At 70.4% G+C, this 16,201-nt stretch carries 14 protein-coding genes; 10 read left to right on the top strand and 4 right to left on the bottom strand.

Features of this window, described 5'->3' with window-relative positions:
* Positions 1-92 precede the first annotated feature (92 nt).
* The 4 genes from HPO96_RS36855 to HPO96_RS36870 all read left to right on the top strand — a co-directional run bounded on the left by HPO96_RS36855 (position 93) and on the right by HPO96_RS36870 (position 3,904).
* A complete protein-coding gene (locus HPO96_RS36855; protein WP_171679125.1) occupies positions 93-1,328 on the top strand; it encodes an MFS transporter in 1,236 nt (411 codons plus the stop codon).
* Positions 1,315-1,932 carry a nitroreductase family protein gene (locus tag HPO96_RS36860; protein ID WP_337796956.1) on the top strand — a complete coding sequence of 206 codons (618 nt, stop codon included), beginning with the start codon at positions 1,315-1,317 and terminating at the stop codon, positions 1,930-1,932. The genes HPO96_RS36855 and HPO96_RS36860 overlap by 14 nt, the downstream gene beginning before the upstream one ends.
* 254 nt (positions 1,933-2,186) lie before the next feature.
* Entirely contained in the window at positions 2,187-3,212 is a 1,026-nt protein-coding gene (locus tag HPO96_RS36865; RefSeq protein ID WP_171679127.1) for an LLM class flavin-dependent oxidoreductase, read from the top strand.
* Positions 3,209-3,904 (top strand): NADPH-dependent F420 reductase, encoded by a 696-nt coding sequence (locus tag HPO96_RS36870; protein ID WP_171679128.1) that lies wholly within the window; start codon positions 3,209-3,211, stop codon positions 3,902-3,904. Before HPO96_RS36865 ends, HPO96_RS36870 begins: the two co-directional genes overlap by 4 nt.
* Here HPO96_RS36870 and HPO96_RS36875 read toward each other — a convergent pair.
* A complete protein-coding gene (locus tag HPO96_RS36875) occupies positions 3,891-4,694 on the bottom strand; it encodes a class I SAM-dependent methyltransferase (protein ID WP_171679129.1) in 804 nt (267 codons plus the stop codon). The two genes, HPO96_RS36870 and HPO96_RS36875, sit on opposite strands and share 14 nt — an antisense overlap.
* A gap of 1 nt (position 4,695) precedes the next feature.
* A complete protein-coding gene (locus HPO96_RS36880) occupies positions 4,696-5,667 on the bottom strand; it encodes an ABC transporter substrate-binding protein (protein ID WP_171679130.1) in 972 nt (323 codons plus the stop codon).
* A 79-nt stretch (positions 5,668-5,746) separates the two neighbouring features.
* On the opposite strand from HPO96_RS36880, the gene HPO96_RS36885 reads away from it, so the two are divergent.
* Positions 5,747-6,520 (top strand): siderophore-interacting protein, encoded by a 774-nt coding sequence (locus HPO96_RS36885; RefSeq protein WP_171679131.1) that lies wholly within the window; start codon positions 5,747-5,749, stop codon positions 6,518-6,520.
* Here HPO96_RS36885 and HPO96_RS36890 read toward each other — a convergent pair whose 3' ends face one another.
* Complete coding sequence (locus HPO96_RS36890; RefSeq protein WP_171679132.1) at positions 6,521-6,664, bottom strand: hypothetical protein; 144 nt, start codon at positions 6,662-6,664, stop codon at positions 6,521-6,523.
* Between the two features lie 147 nt (positions 6,665-6,811).
* Here HPO96_RS36890 and HPO96_RS36895 point away from each other — a divergent pair, with 147 nt between their 5' ends.
* From HPO96_RS36895 to HPO96_RS36905, 3 genes are read left to right on the top strand one after another with little or no spacing between them, the layout of a single operon-like run.
* Positions 6,812-7,384, top strand: a complete 573-nt coding sequence (locus HPO96_RS36895) for an RNA polymerase sigma factor (protein WP_171679133.1) — start codon at positions 6,812-6,814, stop codon at positions 7,382-7,384.
* A complete protein-coding gene (locus tag HPO96_RS36900) occupies positions 7,384-7,962 on the top strand; it encodes a hypothetical protein (protein WP_171679134.1) in 579 nt (192 codons plus the stop codon). The genes HPO96_RS36895 and HPO96_RS36900 overlap by 1 nt, the downstream gene beginning before the upstream one ends.
* Positions 7,963-7,966: 4 nt before the next feature.
* Complete coding sequence (locus HPO96_RS36905) at positions 7,967-11,218, top strand: S8 family serine peptidase (protein ID WP_171679135.1); 3,252 nt, start codon at positions 7,967-7,969, stop codon at positions 11,216-11,218.
* 97 nt (positions 11,219-11,315) lie between these two features.
* On the opposite strand, the gene HPO96_RS36910 is transcribed toward HPO96_RS36905, so the two are convergent.
* The gene (locus tag HPO96_RS36910; RefSeq protein ID WP_337796957.1) at positions 11,316-12,248 is read right to left on the bottom strand and encodes a DUF1996 domain-containing protein; all 933 of its coding nucleotides are present in this window, start codon (positions 12,246-12,248) and stop codon (positions 11,316-11,318) included.
* Positions 12,249-12,511: 263 nt separating this feature from the next.
* Between HPO96_RS36910 and HPO96_RS36915 the strand changes: the two genes are divergently transcribed.
* Together HPO96_RS36915 and HPO96_RS36920 are read left to right on the top strand one after the other, a co-directional pair.
* On the top strand, positions 12,512-14,677 hold the full coding sequence (locus HPO96_RS36915; protein WP_171679137.1) for a discoidin domain-containing protein: 2,166 nt from the start codon (positions 12,512-12,514) through the stop codon (positions 14,675-14,677).
* A gap of 100 nt (positions 14,678-14,777) precedes the next feature.
* Positions 14,778-15,812, top strand: a complete 1,035-nt coding sequence (locus HPO96_RS36920; RefSeq protein ID WP_171679138.1) for a LacI family DNA-binding transcriptional regulator — start codon at positions 14,778-14,780, stop codon at positions 15,810-15,812.
* The last annotated feature ends 389 nt before the right edge of the window (positions 15,813-16,201 follow it).

Here is a 16,201-nt window from a genome sequence, read left to right on the forward strand (position 1 = left end):
CGGAAAACCTCTGGCGAACGCTCACCGGCGTTCGATTGCCGGGAATCGTCAATCGTCGGCGCGCGCGGCGCGATCACCGGTTGAGTGGGGTCGTGACCGCCTTCGCTCCCGCCGTGCGCCGACTGATCGTCGCGACCCTCGTCAACACCCTCGGCAACGGCCTGTACGCCGCCATCGGCGCCCTCTACCTGACCCGGGTCGCCGGCCTGTCGGTCGGCGAGGTCGGGATCGGCCTGACCATCGCCGGCGTGATCGGCCTGATCACCAGCACGCCGATGGGCGTGATCGCCGACCGGCTCGGGCCGAACCGGGCGTACGTCGGCTTCCTGCTGCTGCAGGCGCTGACGATGAGCAGCCTCACGCTCGTCCACTCGTTCGCGGGGTACGTCGCCGTCGCGGCGGTGACCGCGATCGCGGACTCGGGCCAGCGCGGTGCGAAAGGCGCGCTGATCGCTGGGCTGTCGCCGTCCGACCAACGGGTGCGGACGCGCGCCGTACTGCGGGTCACCACCAACATCGGGATGGGGATCGGGCTCGCGCTGGCCGGGATCGTGCTCGCCCTCGACCAGCGCGATCTCTACATCGGGGCGCTGCTCGTCAATGGGCTCACCTACTGCGTGACGGCCGCGCTGGTCCGGTTCGGTCTGCCGATCGTCGAAAAGGTGCCTGCGGCAACTGGTCCGTCCGGGCTGACCGCGTTGCGGGACCGGCCGTTCCTGGCCTTCGTCGTGCTGGACGGCGTGCTGAGTATGCACAACGCGATGGCGCAGCTCGCCATCCCGCTCTGGGTGGTGACGGCGACCGACGCGCCGCGGTGGTTGATCTCGGTCCTGCTCGTGGTGAACGCGGTGGCCGTCGTCCTGCTGCAGATCCGGACGGCCCGCGGGACCGAGACGCTCACCGGAGCAGCGCGCGCCGGTCGCCGGGCCGGGTTGTTGCTCGCTTTGGCATGTGGGGTGCTGGCGGTGACCGATGTGACGTCGGGCGCGGTCACGGTGGCGCTGTTGGTGGTTGTGGCCCTGGTGCACGTGCTGGGGGAGATGCTGCAGTCGGCCAGTGGCTGGGGCGTCAGCTTCGAGCTGGCGCCGCCAGGGGCGCAGGGGCAGTACCAGGGCGCGTACGCGATGGGGCATCAACTCGGCGATCTGGTCGCGCCGCTGCTGCTGACCACGATCGCAGTCAGCTGGGGATGGCCGGGCTGGTTGATCACCGCCGTCCTGTTCCTCGGCGCGGGGTCCTTCATCCCGATGGTCGTGCGGCGGGCGCGACATGAGACGGCGAGCGTCGTCGCCGAGCGGGTGGAAGACTGTCGCGGTGTCCACTCTTGACCTCACGCCCGACGAGTTGCTCACCACGACCCGCGCCGTCCGCAAGCGCCTCGATCTGAGCAAGCCCGTCCCCCTCGAACTGATCAAGGAATGTATCGAGATCGCGCTGCAGGCGCCGTCCGGTAGCAACCGCCAGGGCTGGCACTGGCTGGTGATCACCGATCCCGAGCACCGCAAGACGATCGCGGAGTACTACCGCACCGCGCTGCACGCGTACTTCGCGACGCAAGAGCCGGCCGACGACCCGGTGCAGGCGCGGGTGAAGGCCAGCTCGGAGTACCTCGGCGACCACCTGGCCGAGGTCCCGGTCTTCGTCATCCCCTGTATCAAGGCCGGCGCGCTGCCCGAGGGGAACCAGGCCGGGTTGTGGGGCTCGATCCTGCCCGCCGCCTGGAACTTCATGCTCGCCGCGCGCGCCCGCGGTCTCGGGACCACCTGGACGTCGTTGCACCTCAACTACGAGCAGGAGATCGCGCAACTGCTCGGCATCCCCGGCGACATCCGGCAGGCCGTGCTGATCCCGACGGCGTACACGATCGGCACCGACTTCAAGCCCGGGCCGCGCAAGTCCCTCGACGACGTGGTGCACTTCGACACCTGGTGAGCGCATAGCGCCGGGTACCGGTCCTCCGAACACGTGTGACGAGGACCGGGGAGGGCCCATGCATCAAGCGCTGTGGATCTCGATGGGGGTACTGGCGGTACTCGCCGCCGGCCGCTACTGGCTGGCGGCGCGCGCCGAGGAGCTGCGCCGCCGCGGCTGACCCCGCTCCCGTCCCGGAATGAACCCGGCGAGTCTGGCGTTGACATGTCAACCTAGACTGATAGGGACCTGGGACGAGAGGGAGTGGAGTGCGGATGAGCGCGCTGGAGTTCGGGCTGGACACGTTCGGCGATGTGCCGGACGGGCCGAACGGGGAGCCGGTGTCGTACGCGGCGGCGATTCGGCAAGTGGTCGATGAGGCCGTGCTGGCCGACGAGCTGGGCGTGGACGCGATCGCGCTGGGCGAGCATCACCGGCCGGAGTACTCGATCACGACACCGGAGACGGTGCTGGCCGGGATCGCCGGGAAGACCTCGCGGATCAAACTCGGCTCCGGCGTCACGGTGCTCAGCTCGGACGACCCGGTTCGGGTCTTCCAGCGGTTCGCGACCGTCGACGCGCTCTCGAACGGGCGGGCCGAGGTGATCCTCGGGCGCGGCTCGTTCACCGAGTCGTTCCCGCTGTTCGGCTACGACCTGGCCGACTACGAGGTGCTCTTCGAGGAGAAGCTGCAGCTGTTCGCGCGGCTGCTCGAGGAGAAGCCGGTGACCTGGAGCGGGACCGTCCGGGCGTCGCTGGAGGACGCCGACGTGTTCCCGAAGACCGAGTCCGGGCTGAAGACGTGGGTCGGCGTCGGCGGGTCGCCGCAGTCCGTCGTCCGGACGGCGTTCTACGGGCTGCCCTTGATGCTCGCGATCATCGGCGGCTCGCCGGACCGGTTCGCGCCGTACCTCGACCTGTACCGCCGGGCGTCGGAGCAGTTCGGGACGACCCCGCAGGCGGTCGGCATGCATTCGCCGGGTTTCATCGCCGACACCGACGAGGCCGCCAAGGAGCTGTACTACCCGCGCTACAAGGTGATGCGGGACCGGATCGGCGCGCTGCGCGGCTGGCCGCCGATCAAGCGCGCGGAGTTCGACTCCGAGGTGGAGCACGGCTCGATGTACGTCGGCTCCCCGGAGACCGTGGCGCGCCGGATCGCCGGCGCGATCAAGTCGCTCGGCGTCGGCCGCTTCGACCTGATCTACTCCAACGGCTCGATCCCGGGCGCCGACCGGCTGCACGCCGTCGAGCTGTACGGCAGCAAGGTGATCCCGATGGTCAGGGAGATGCTGGCATGAGCTTCGTCGCCAAGCCGACGCTCGCGATCCTCGGCGCCGGGAAAGTCGGCACCGTGCTGGCCCGGCTCGCGGTGCGGGCCGGGTACCCGGTGCTGATCGCGGGCTCGGGAGACGTGTCGAAGATCGCCTTGATCGTCGAGGTTGTCACGCCGGGCGCGGTCGCGACCACAGCGGTCGAGGCGGTCCGCCGGGCGGATGTGGTGATCCTGGCGCTGCCGCTCGGCAAGTACCGGACGATCCCGGCGGCCGAACTGGCCGGGAAGCTCGTGATCGACGCGATGAACTACTGGTGGGAGGTCGACGGGATCCGCGACGACCTGACCGATCCGCGGACGTCGTCGTCCGAGCTGATCCAGTCGTTCCTGCCGGAGTCGCGGGTGGTGAAAGCCTTCAACCACATGGGCTATCACGATCTCGAGGACGGCGCGCTGCCGGCCGGATCGCCGGCCCGCAAGGCGATCGCGGTCGCCGGGCCGGACGCCGACGCGGCCGAGGTCGCGCGGATCGTCGACGACCTCGGCTTCGACCCGGTCGTCGCGGGCGTACTTGCCGACGGCGTCCGCCTCGAACCCGGCACCGAGGCCTTCGGCGCCAATGTGCCCGCCACGGAGTTGCGGGCGATGCTCACCCGCTTCCCCGAGTCACCCCGCGGCCTCGTCGTTGCGAACGCTCGCGGACTCAGCGGAGGGTGAAGAGGTTCATCCGGTAGGTCTTGGCTCGGGAGCTGAGGCCGGCGATCGGGAGGAGCAGGCGGAGCGGGAGCGGGATCTGTTTGCGGGCTGGGGCCGGCTGCTGGGCGAGGGTGCGCGAGTCGAGCAGCCGCAGACCCCACGGCTCCAGCGTGCGCGGGTCGTCACACTCCCAGTCGAACTTGGCGGCCAGGTGCTTGAGCGCGTCGTGTGAGCGTTGGGTCGCGACCATCGCCTTTCCGGCGGTGTCGAACGCGATCCGCGACCCCCGGAAGGTTGACCCGAGCTGTTCGACGACGCCGCGGACGTCGTCCTCCTGCAGGTAGAGGAAGACGGCCTCGGCGATGAAGAAGTACGGCCCCGGGTGCTGCTCGACGATCTCCAGCCAGTCGGTGTCGAGGACCGAGCCCGCGACCTGCTGGTTGCGGGCGCTCGGCGTGAAGAACTGCCGGCGCAGCTCCATCGAATCCGGGAGATCGAGGTCGATCCAGTGGCAGCGGCCGTTGTCGAGCCGATCGAAGCGGGTGTTCAGCCCGGCGCCGATCTCGACCACGGTTCCGCCGGGGTGATCGCTGAGGAACTGGGCCACGTGGTGGTCGAAGATCATCCCGCGCAGCACCGACCCGGCCAGGCTGCGGCCGCCGTCGAACTTGCCGAAGTCGTAGTCGATCGCCTCGACCATCTCGACGGCCTTCGGGTCCGCGACCATCGGGCGCTTCTTCCGGGTCTCGACGGCGCGGCCGTAGAGCGGGATCAGCAACGTCTCCTGGGTAGCGCCCAGCTGCACGCGCATGTCAGGCCTCCTTGAGTTCGCCGAGGACGACGTCCAGCCGGTCGACGAGCTCGAGTGCGTTGCCGAGCGAGGATGCGCCGGAGACCACTGGGTAGACGCGGCCGGCCCGGACCGCGGGCAGCGTCGGCCACAACGGGCTGCCGGTCAGCGGCGCGTTGTCCGGTGCGGCCGTCTTCCCGTCGGGACCGGCCGGGATCAGCAGCACATCGCTGTCCTTGAGAATGCCGATGCGTTCGGTCGAGTACTCCTGGGTCGCCTTGTCCTGGGTCGCGGACGGCGCGGCCAGCCGGCCGCCGCAGTCCAGCAGGACCTGGGTGTCGGTCCAGGCTTTGCCGAGCGTCCAGAACGTCGCGTCGGACGCGGCTTGGGCGAAGGTGAACGTCAGCCTGGCGAGGGTGTCGGCGTACTTGGTCTTGAGCTCGGCACAGCGTTGCCGGTAGAGCGCCAGCAGGGCGTCGGCCTGCGGCTTGCGGCCGAGAACCTCGCCGCAACGGACGGCGACGTCCGGGAGTGTGAGCTTCTGGAAGCTGATGACGACGGTCGGCGCGATCTCGCTGAGTTGACGGTAGAGAGCGTCCGAGGTGTCGATCGTGCGCAGGATCAGGTCCGGCCCGGCGGCTGCGACGCGCTCCGGGTTCGGCTCGGTGAAGTCGCCGATCAGCGTGACGCCCTTGAGCTTCGGCGCGTAGCGCGGACCGGTGTCGGCGTACCCGGTGCCGGCGGCGGCGATCGGGATCATCCCGAGATCGACGACCGCGAAGGCGCCGTAGAAGTCGGCGCAGACGACCCGCTGGGCGACCATCGGCACCTCGACCGGGCCCTTGTCGGTCGCGACCGTACGCCGGGCCGCGGGCGCCGGGCCGGCGTCGTCGGCGCCGCACGCGGTCAGCAGCGACGCGGTCAGACCGGCGGAGACCGTGAGGAACTGCCGGCGGTGCAGGTTGTTCTCGGGCAGCAGGGTCACGGCGGTCATCGGCGCTCACTTCGCTCGATCGGTTGGTTAGGCTAACCTAACTTGGAATCGGTTCGTGGGGAATTGTGAGGAGATCCGGATGGGCGACCAGACCCCGATGCTGACCACCGTCACCGACGTCCGGCGGCTGACGCCGCGGATGGCGCGCATCACGGTCGCGAGTGCCGAGCTCCGGCGATTCGCCTACGACGGCCCGGATCAGCTGGTCCGGATTTTCCTGCCGAACGGCCGCGTCGACGAGCTGACGCTGCCGGTGACGACCAACTGGTGGCCCGAGCTGTCGTCGATGCCCGAAGCGACGCGGCCCGTCGTCCGTAACTACACCGTCCGTCGGCTGGACCGTACGCAGGGTGAGCTCGACATCGACTTCGTGCTGCACGGCTCGGGCGCGTCGGCCGGCCCGGGCTCGTCGTTCGCGGAGCACGTCCAGCCGGGTGACCAGCTCGGCGTCCTCAGCGACGGCGCGGACTACCTGCCGCCGGTGGACACCGACTGGGTTTTGCTCGTCGGCGACGAGTCGGCGCTGCCGGCCATCGCGGCGATCCTGGAGCAGGTGCCCGAGGGGTTGCCGGTCGTCACGCTGCTCGAGGTCGAGGACGCGGCGGACGAGGTCGAGCTGGCGCTGCCGGCGACCTGGGTGCACCGGGGCCCCGGCGTCCGGAACCTGCGGGTGCTGGCCGCGCTGCGGTCGCTGGAGTTCCCGGCGGGGACGCCGTACGTGTGGGCGGCCGGTGAGTCCGGGCTGGCCACCGGCGTCCGGCGGCACCTGGTCAACGACCGGGGCATCGCCAAGGACCGGATCTATTTCTGCGGGTACTGGCGCTGCGACGCAGCGGAGCCCGCCGAGAGCTGATTAGTAGCGCTCGGCCGGGAACTCCGCCGATTGGACACCGAAATGGGTGTCCAGCATCGCGTCGTCGTCGACGACGCCGGACCGATGACGGTCCGTCTCCAACAGGCGTAGCAGCGCCAACAACCGGCGGGTCACTTCGCACATGCCGGATCACCCCCTCCCAGAGTTCCTATCGCGGAATCGGGGGCGAACGTTTCACTGAAGTTTGTTGCGGTTGGCAACGTGACCCACCGGGGCCGCCGGTGTAACGGCCGGCGGCCCCGGCCGCAACTAGTCTTCGTGAACAACGCCATGACCGAATCACCAGAAGCCGGCCGCGCCGGGCCGGCCCGGCCGCCGGACGGGCCGATCGCCGGCTTCGAGGCTGTCTACCGGGCGAACTTCGGCTGCGTGACGGGCTTCTTCGCCCGCCGCAGCACCGATCCGCAGGAGGTCGCGGACCTCACCTCCGACACGTTCGTCCAGGCGATCAGGTCGTTCGCGTCCTTCGACGCCGCCCGCGGAACGCCGCGGGCCTGGCTGCTCGGAATTGCACGCAACGTGTTCGCCCGCCACTGCGAGTCGCGAACCCGGACTCAGGACGTCGCCGCCCGGCTGGCCGGCCGGCGCCCGATCGATATCGACGAGGCCGCCGAACTGGTGGTCCGGATCGACGCGGAACGGGCCGGCCGGGTCCTGTTCGAGCGTCTCGCGAGCTTGTCGGCCGCGGACCGGGAGGTCGTCGAACTCGTCGACCTGATCGGCCTGGCGCCCAGCGAGGCGGCCGCCGCATTGCAGGTATCTCCAGGTGCACTCCGGATCCGGCTCTTCCGGGCCCGGCAGCGGCTGCGCGCGGCCGCCGGACAGAAGAAGGGCGAGGACTGATGGGCACGTTCGAGGACCGGCTGCTGGAACGACTGGTTCAGGAGCACGGCGAAAGCCTCACGCAGCCGCCGCCGTCCCCGGCCCGCGGTAGGCGCCGCCGAGTGGCAGTGGTCAGCGGGTTCATCGGGGTGGCCGCGGCAACCGCCGCCGTGGTGTATCTGGTCGGAGCCGGCACTCCGGCGTACGCCGTGTCCAGGACGGCTGACGGCGTCACGGTCCGGATCAGCGACCTCGATGCGCTCGACGCGGCCAATGCCGAGCTCCGCCGCCTCGGCGTCCCCGTCGTTGCGGTCCCGCGGACGACGGACTGCCGCGAGACATTCGTGACCAGCTCCAACGACTCGACCGGTGACACGGTCGCCGATCCGGTCGGCGCCGGTAGCGAGGTCACCGCGTCGATCCAAGGTCTCCCCGTCGGCAGCACAGTCGTGATCGCGGCCGAACAAGAGGGGGATCGGGTGCTGCTCAGCCTCGCCAAGCCGGTCCGGGGGAAGATCCCGGGCTGTTTGGCCACGCTGCCGACGGTGCCGGGCGGCAGCGTCGTGTCGCCGCGGACTCCGACGACGGCAGGGCGGTGACCTGATGCCGACGAAGCGGAGAACCGCTGCGGTACTGGTCGTCGCGGCCGCTCTGGCTGCCGCGACGCTGACGTGGTTCGAACGACCTGTGACCGCGGCGGCGTCGGGTGCGGCGGAGCTGACGCGCTCAGTGACGCTGATCACCGGGGACAAGGTGATCCTCGGCCCGACCGACCAGTCGCCCGTCAAGGTCGTTCGGGCCGCAGGCCGGGAGAAGATCGCGTTCTCGATGCGCCGGCATCCGACCGGTATCTCGGTCGTACCGGCCGACGCGACCCAGCTGCTGGCCCGTGGGCTGCTCGACCCCCGGCTGTTCGACGTGACCGGTCTGCTCGCGCAGGGGTACGGCGACGCCGGCCCGCAGCGGCTGTCGGTCATCGTCGAGCAGCGTGCCCGCCAAGCCACTCCAGCGGGCGCGGAGCTGATCAGGCAACTGCCGGCCATCGGTGGGGCGGCGCTGCGCATCAGGAACGAGGGAAGCGCGTTCTGGCAGTCGATCTCCGCCGGCGCGGGGACGCTCGACGCGGGTGTGGCGAAGGTGTGGCTGAATGCGCGGCACCAGGTCTCGCTCGATCAGAGCACGGCGCAGATCGGCGCCCCGGCCGCGTGGCGCGCTGGGTACACCGGTCGTGGAGTTCCGGTCGCCGTACTGGATACCGGCATTGACCAAAGCCACCCGGACCTGGCCGGCAAGATCGTCGAAGCGCGCAACTTCACCGCCGAGCCGGACACCACCGACACCGTCGGGCACGGCACACATGTCGCCGCCACGATCGCCTCCGGCGACGCGAAGTATCGCGGGGTCGCCCCGGACAGTTCGCTCCTGGTGGGGAAGGTGTGCGACACCGAGGGCTGCCCGGAGGACGCCATCATCGCCGCGATGGAATGGGCCGCCGCGGAGAAGCGGGTCAAGGTCGTGAACATGAGCCTGGGCGGCCAGGACTTTCCCGGCATCGATCCGCTGGAGGAAGCTGTCGCGCGGCTGACGGCAGAGCACGACACGCTGTTCGTGATTGCCGCAGGCAACTCCGGCGCCGGTGGCGACGGCACGCTGGGCAGTCCGGCGTCCGCCGACGCTGCGCTGGCCGTCGGCGCGGTCAGCAAGCAGGACGCCTTGGCCGGCTTCTCCAGCCGCGGCCCGCGGCCCGGCGACAGCGCGCTCAAGCCGGACCTCACGGCCCCGGGCGTCCAGATCGTCGCCGCCCGGAGCAAGGACGGGTTCCTCGGTGCGCCGGGAGAAGTGCGGACGGCGATGTCGGGCACGTCGATGGCGACGCCGCACGTCGCGGGCGCCGCCGCGATCCTGCGGCAGCGGCATCCGGGCTGGAGCGCGGCGCAGATCAAGGCCGCGTTGATGGGTTCGGCCAAGCCGGCCGAGGGCGTCAGCGCCTTCGCGCAGGGCGCGGGCCGGCTGGACCTCGGGCGGGCGCTGGAGCAGGTCGTCGTCCTGGACCAGCCGAGTCTGTCCTTCGGCATCCAGAGCTGGCCGCATGGTGACGACAAGCCGGTCACTCGGACCCTGACCTACCGCAATCTGGGCTCGACCGCTGTCACGCTCGACCTCGCCGTACGGTCGGCGGGCGCGTCCCTACCGGCCGAAATGTTCAGCTTGAGTGCTGCGAAGCTCACCGTCCCGGCCGAGGGTACTGCGGCGGTCGACGTCACCGCGGACACTCGGGTCGCCTCGGCCGACGGGCTGATCACGGCTCGGGTTGTCGCCCGGTCCGGTGAGCTCGCCGTGGTGGCGCCGGTGGGTGTGGACAAGGAGCCGGAGAGCTACGACCTGACGGTGAATGTGATCGGTCGAGACGGGCAGGCGGCCTCCGCCTACGAGCTGAGCCTGATCAGCCATGAGCGCTGGTTCGGTAAGTATCTGTACGACCCCAGCGGGACGATTCGGGTCCGGCTGCCGCGTGGGCGGTACGTCGTGGACACTGCGGTGATGTCCGGAGCGGACACGGACGTCGTCGTCCAGCCGGCGTTGGTTCTGGACCGGAGCCGGGCTGTCACTCTCGACGCGAGGCTGGCCAAGCCGGTCGGCCATGCGCTGGCGAACCGGTCGGCTCGGCCGGTCGCCATCTCGACCGGGATGAACGTCGTCCAGGGGCACGACGTCCTCGGTACGGCGCATCTCGGTCCGGAAGGTGCTGTGTTGCGGACGGCTCAGGTCGGCCCGGACGCGCCTCGGCAGCGGGTCGTCGGGTTCTACCAAGGAGTCTCGGCCGAGCCGGCGCCGGACGGTACGCTCACCGACCTGCCGGTCGTCTACCATCTCGGCTGGTTCACGCCGGGCCGTGTGACCACCGGCGTACGGAAGGTCCGGGACAGCGAGCTGGCCAAGGTGCGCGTCCGGTCGGTTGCCCAGGGCGCTGCTCGGACGGCTGTGCGCGATTCGATCGCGATGTCGACCGAAGTGCCCGGTGCGTCGGCCGGTCTTGGTGTCGGTCTGCCGATCAGCCTGCCCAGTGACCGGACCGAGTTGTTCAGTACCGACCGAGTGGCCTGGCAGCGGAGCTTCGGCCAGAATCCGCGCGACGGGCTGGTCGAGGTGATCGAGTACGCGCCGGCCCGGCAGTACCGGCGAGGTCCGGGACGCGAGCTCTGGAACGGCGGCGGGGTTTACGGTCCTTCGTTACCGGGCCCGGCGCATCAGGTGGGCTACGCGCTGCAACTGCCGGACCGGCTCCAGTTCAACGTCGGGCTGTTCAGCCCGTCGGCCGAGACCTCGGCCGCGACGAAGGTGGACCGGGGGCGGACGGTGATCCGGCGCGACGGCACGGTGATCTGCGAGTCGGCCGTCGACGGCCAGTGCTTTGCCGAAGGCAACCACAAGGGCGCCTTCCGGATCGAAACCGAGGCCGAACGCAGCCTGACCGACACCTCGACCGAGGTGAGCGCTGTCTGGACCTTCAGCCGGCGAACCGGCGAACCGGGGGCACTCCCGATCCAGGTGATCAGGTTCGGCGCCGACCTCGCCGAGGACAACTCGACGCCAGGCAACCGCCGGCTCCGGCTACCCGTCCACGTCCAGCGCAACCCGGGCGCCTCCGCCGCCGGCCTGCGCTCCCTCGCCCTGGAGATGTCCATTGACGACGGCGCCACCTGGCAACCCGTCCGCGTACTCGGCGCCGGCCCGCACCGAACAGCATTCATCCGGAATCCAGCCGGCGGCTACATCTCCCTACGAGCCAAGGCAGTAGACACCGCAGGCAACACCGCCAGCCAAACCATCATTCGCGCCTACCGCGTGTCCTGAAACGCTCGGTCATTCAGTTGCCGTTGGCAACCTGGCCCGCGGTGCCGGGTCTGCCCGATCCCGGGCACCGCGGGCGGCTAGGGGTGGATGCCGGGGGTCAGGGCCGGCCGGGGAGGCGGTAGTTGTCACCGAGGACCTGGCCCCGGTGCGGTTTGTAGAGGTCGTAGCCGCGGGAGTTGCACTGCAGGCCACCGTTGATGCAGTGGCTCACCAGGGCAGCGAGGGTCGGTTCGTCCCAGGCGTTGAAGAAGTCGTAGTGCCAGGTGTAGCCGCGGCCGCTGGCCAAGCGGACGTCGGTCACGTTCCCGTCGGCCGGGAACGCGATCTTGAACTCGAGCATCGGGACGGGGTTCGGGTGCGACGCCGGGCAGGCGCCGTTGACCGGGTAGGCCATGTGGCTCTTGTGGTCGGGGGAGTCCAGGTCGCGGCCGTTCCAGCAGCTCGGGGCCTGGTAGCGGATGTTGAGCTGGGTACCGGCCGGGCAGTTCGCCGGGAAGTCCCAGTTGTGGGCGGTGTCGCCGCATTCCCAGCCCTCGACGGCGCCGGGGGAGGTGCGGAACTCCTCCTGGGTGGCGGTCGGGCTGCCGACGACGTACCGGATCCCCGGCGGGAACGGCCGGACCTTGGTGTAGTCGAGGATGCCGGACTTGTAGTAGATGGTCTGGTGCCAGGTCTGGACGACCGGATTGTTGCCGCGGAACATCGTCGGCCACCAGTACGCCGACAGGTCGTCGGGGTTCAGGCAGGTGGTCGCGTACGGTCCGGCAGCGGTCAGGCTGTTCAGGGTGGTGGCGGCGTTCGTCGTGTTGTTGCCGACGAAACTGTGGTCGTGGGACGCGCCGGGCATGTTCGGGAACACGATCGGGTCGTCGCCGGCGCGGTGGTTGACCGTGCAGTTGACCTGGAACTCGTGGTGGGTCACCTCGTCGGCGGCGTGCGCGGACGAGCCGGCCAGCGCGGTCAGCACGGTGGCGATGACGCCGACGACGGTGCCGCCGGCGTACAGGACTCTCTTGCGTCGGGAGAACACGGAGCTCCTCCTGGGTTCGGGGGATTTCCGCGGGGGCGGTAGTTCGGGCAGCCCGCGGTCGGGATCGCGGGAGAGCGCTCTCTGAGACACCATGATCCGGGGCTCGCGCGGTGTCAACCCTCTGTGGTTCCGGAACCGGCTGAGCGTGAGATCGGCGCTGTGAAGCATTGACAAGGGTCTTCGGGAGCGGCCACGATCACTCCGCGAGAGAGCGCTCTCTCAGTCTCTCTCCCGCTGAACTCCCGCTGAAGGAGTACCGCCCGATGAAGCTCTTGCCCGCTCTCCGTACCCGCCGGCGACGGCGATCGACGACGGCCGCGCTGGTCGCGGTGGCGTTGGTGGCGCTCGGCAACCTGGTGGTGTCGGCCGTCCCCGCACAAGCCGCGACCCTGCTGTCCCAAGGCAGAACCGCGACCGCCTCGACGTCCGAGGGCGCCGGCACGCCGCCGTCCGCCGCCGTCGACGGCGACCCGAACACCCGCTGGTCGAGCGAATGGGCCGACAACCAGTGGCTCCAGGTCGACCTCGGCTCCACCTCGACCGTCGAACAGGTCGTCCTGCAGTGGGAGGCGGCGTACGCGACCGGCTACCGCATCGAGGTCTCGGCCAACGGCCAGCAGTGGAACCAGATCTACAGCACCACGACCGGCCCCGGCGGCACCGAGACGCTGAACGTGAGCGGCGCCGGTCGCTACATCCGCGTCTTCGGCGCCACCCGCGCCAACGGTTACGGCATCTCGCTGTTCGAGTTCAAGGTCTTCGGTACGCCGGGCGACACCGGCCCGCCGCCGGGGAACGGGACCGTTCGGCTCGCCGGCGGCCAGGGCAACTGGCAGCTGCTGGTCAACAACGCGCCCTGGACCGTGAAGGGCCTGACCTGGGGGCCGCCGGCCACCGAGGCCGCGCAGCGGCTGCCCGAGCTGAAGGCGATCGGCGTCAACACGGTTCGCACGTGGGGGACCGACGCGAGCTCGAAGCCGCTGTTCGACGCGGCGGCCGCGAACGGGATGCGCGTGGTCGCGGGCTTCTGGCTCCAGCCCGGCGGCGGTCCCGGCAGCGGCGGCTGCGTGAACTACGTGACCGACACCAGCTACAAGACCACGATGCTCGGCGAGATCCGGCGCTGGGTGACGGAGTACAAGGACAACCAGGGCGTGCTGCTCTGGAATGTCGGCAACGAGTCCGTGCTCGGGTTGCAGAACTGCTACTCCGGCGCCGAGCTCGAGCAGCAGCGGATCGAGTACGCCAAGTTCGTCAATGAGGGCGCCAAGGCGATCCACGCGATCGACCCGAACCACCCGGTCACCTCGACCGACGCGTGGACCGGCGCCTGGCCGTACTACAAGCAGTACTCGCCGGATCTCGACCTGCTCGCGGTCAACTCGTACGGCAACGTCTGCAAGGTCAAGCAGGACTGGATCGACGGCGGGTACACCAAGCCGTACATCCTGACCGAGGGCGGGCCGGCCGGTGAATGGGAGGTGCCGAACGACGCGAACGGCGTACCGAACCAGCCGACCGATCTGCAGAAGCGCGACGGTTACCTGCAGGCGTGGAACTGCGTGGTCGGGCATGCCGGCGTCGCGCTCGGGGCCACCTTGTTCCACTACGGCTCGGAGGACGACTTCGGCGCGGTCTGGTTCAACATCACGCCGGGGAACCAGAAGAGCCTGTCCTGGTACGCGATCCGGCAGGCCTTCGGCGGACCGGGCGGCGGGAACACCCCGCCGGTGATCACCGGGATGACGCTCAGCCGCACGACCGACGTACCGGCCGGCGGGACGATCTCGGTCAACGTCGCCGTCAGCGATCCGGATGGGGACGCGCTCTCTCATGAGTTCAAGGTCGGTGGGAAGTACGTCGACGGGAGCGGCGCGCTGGTCGGGACGCCGTCGTCCGGGACCGGGCCGTTCACGGTGACCGTGCCGCAGCGGCTCGGGGTGTGGAAGCTGTACGACTACGTGCGGGACGGGCGGGGGAACGTCAGCATCGAGACGCGGTCGTTCCGGACCGTCGCGCCGCCGGTCGAGGGGACGAACATCGCCCGGGGCCGGCCGGCGACGGCGTCGTCGTACCAGCAGGTCGGGCCGGGCGCGCCGTTCCCGCCGTCGAACGTGACGGACGGGAGCAACACGACCCGGTGGGCCAGTGACTGGGCCGACCCGCAGTGGGTGCAGATCGATCTGGGGCAGGTGACGTCGTTCGACCGGATCCAGCTGATCTGGGAGGGAGCGTTCGCCCGCGAGTACCGGATCGAGGTGTCCGACGACGGGAACGCCTGGAGAGCGCTCTACAACACCGCTGCCGGGAACGGCGATGTCGACGACATCACCACCGGCGGGACCGGGCGGTACGTCCGGCTGACCGGGACCGCGCGCGGAACCGGCTGGGGCTACTCGCTCTACGAGTTCGGGATCTACAAACGCTGATCCGGCCACGAACCGGTGCGGCGGCCCACCACCTGGGGCCGCCGCACCCTGTGGACAACTTTGGAGGCAAGGGCGCGTGTCGGAGATACGATCCACAGCGATGACGAAGACACCAGCTCAGCCGGCGCGCCGGACGCCGACCTTGGAGGACGTGGCCAAGGCGGCCGGGGTCTCGCGCGCCACGGCGTCGCGCGTGGTCAACGACGTCGGCACGGTTGATCCGGCGTTGCGGCTCCGCGTCCACGACGCGATCGCCGCGACCGGCTACGTCCCGAACTCCGCCGCCCGCACCCTCGTCAACCGCCGGACGGGGACGGTCGCGCTCGTCATGTCCGGCTCCGACGGATCGGCCGAGCAGGTCTTCGCCGACCCGTTCTTCGGCCGGATCACCGGCGGCGTCGTGACCTGCCTGCGGGACCGGGGGATGCGCGCGACGATGCTGCTCGCCGACTCCGACAAGGCCCGGCGCGACGCGCTCGACACCGCCCGCCGCGAGTCCGACGGCGCGCTGCTCGTCTCCACGCACCCGAACGACCCGCTCCCACAGCTCTTCGTCGAGGCCGGCGTCCCCGCCGTCCTGTTCGCCCGGCCGTCCTCGATGCTCCCGATCAGCTTCGTCGACGTCGGCCACGACGTCGGCGGCGCCCTGGCCGCCGACCGCCTCGCCGACCGCGGCTGCCGCCGGATCGCCACCATCGCCGGCCCCGCCGACCTGCCCGCCGCCATCGACCGCCTGGCCGGTTTCGAACGCGCCCTCCAGCGCCGCGGCATCCCCTACGTACACGTTGCCCGCGGCAACTTTACCGCCGAGAGCGGCGAACAGGCCATGACCGAGCTCCTCGCCCAGGCCCCCGACCTCGACGGCGTCTTCGCCGCCAACGACCTGATGGCCGTCGGCGCCCTCCGCGTCCTCCGCGACGCCGGCCGCGCCGTCCCCGACGACGTCGCCCTGATCGGCTTCGACGACTCCCAACCGGCCCGCCTCACCCGCCCCCGCCTCACCACCATCTCCCAACCCGTAGAAGCCATGGCCGCCCACATGACCACCATCCTCCTCACCCACTTGACCACCCCCGAAACCCCACCCACCTCCGTAGTCTTCGACCCCCACCTGGTCCCCCGCGAAACCGCCTGACCCGCCATCCCCTCCACCCACCCAGCCGCACCCACCGACCCATCCCCACCCACCGACCCAGCCCCCACCCACCCAGCCACCCGCACCCAGCCGATCACCTTGTGGCACTTCCTGTGCGGCCGCCGGCTAGGTGGGGTCAGGCGAACGGCCCGGCCGCCGGCGCAAACCTGCGTGGAGCAGGTGCCCTCCGGGGGAAGCGCCTTGCGACACTTCCTGTGCGGCCGCCGGCTAGGTGGGGTCAGGCGAACGGCCCGGCCGCCGACGCAAACCTGCGTGGAGCAGGTGCCCTCCGGGGGAAGCGCCTTGCGACACTTCCTGTGCGGCCGCCGGCTAGGTGGGGTCAGGCGAACGGCCCGGCCGCCGACGCAAACCTGCGTGGAGCAGGTGCC

It is taken from the genome of Kribbella sandramycini, from assembly GCF_013131805.1.
In the GTDB taxonomy this organism is placed as follows: Bacteria; Actinomycetota; Actinomycetes; order Propionibacteriales; family Kribbellaceae; genus Kribbella; species Kribbella sandramycini.

Coding starts and splice junctions, on each gene's coding strand:
- HPO96_RS36885 (WP_171679131.1), top strand. CDS start 5,747: ATGGGCGACCAGACCCCGATGCTGACCACCGTCACCGACGTCCGGCGG.
- HPO96_RS36905 (WP_171679135.1), top strand. CDS start 7,967: ATGCCGACGAAGCGGAGAACCGCTGCGGTACTGGTCGTCGCGGCCGCT.
- HPO96_RS36875 (WP_171679129.1), bottom strand. CDS start 4,694: ATGCGCGTGCAGCTGGGCGCTACCCAGGAGACGTTGCTGATCCCGCTC.
- HPO96_RS36895 (WP_171679133.1), top strand. CDS start 6,812: ATGACCGAATCACCAGAAGCCGGCCGCGCCGGGCCGGCCCGGCCGCCG.
- HPO96_RS36890 (WP_171679132.1), bottom strand. CDS start 6,664: ATGTGCGAAGTGACCCGCCGGTTGTTGGCGCTGCTACGCCTGTTGGAG.
- HPO96_RS36870 (WP_171679128.1), top strand. CDS start 3,209: ATGAGCTTCGTCGCCAAGCCGACGCTCGCGATCCTCGGCGCCGGGAAA.
- HPO96_RS36865 (WP_171679127.1), top strand. CDS start 2,187: ATGAGCGCGCTGGAGTTCGGGCTGGACACGTTCGGCGATGTGCCGGAC.
- HPO96_RS36915 (WP_171679137.1), top strand. CDS start 12,512: ATGAAGCTCTTGCCCGCTCTCCGTACCCGCCGGCGACGGCGATCGACG.
- HPO96_RS36880 (WP_171679130.1), bottom strand. CDS start 5,667: ATGACCGCCGTGACCCTGCTGCCCGAGAACAACCTGCACCGCCGGCAG.
- HPO96_RS36900 (WP_171679134.1), top strand. CDS start 7,384: ATGGGCACGTTCGAGGACCGGCTGCTGGAACGACTGGTTCAGGAGCAC.
- HPO96_RS36920 (WP_171679138.1), top strand. CDS start 14,778: ATGACGAAGACACCAGCTCAGCCGGCGCGCCGGACGCCGACCTTGGAG.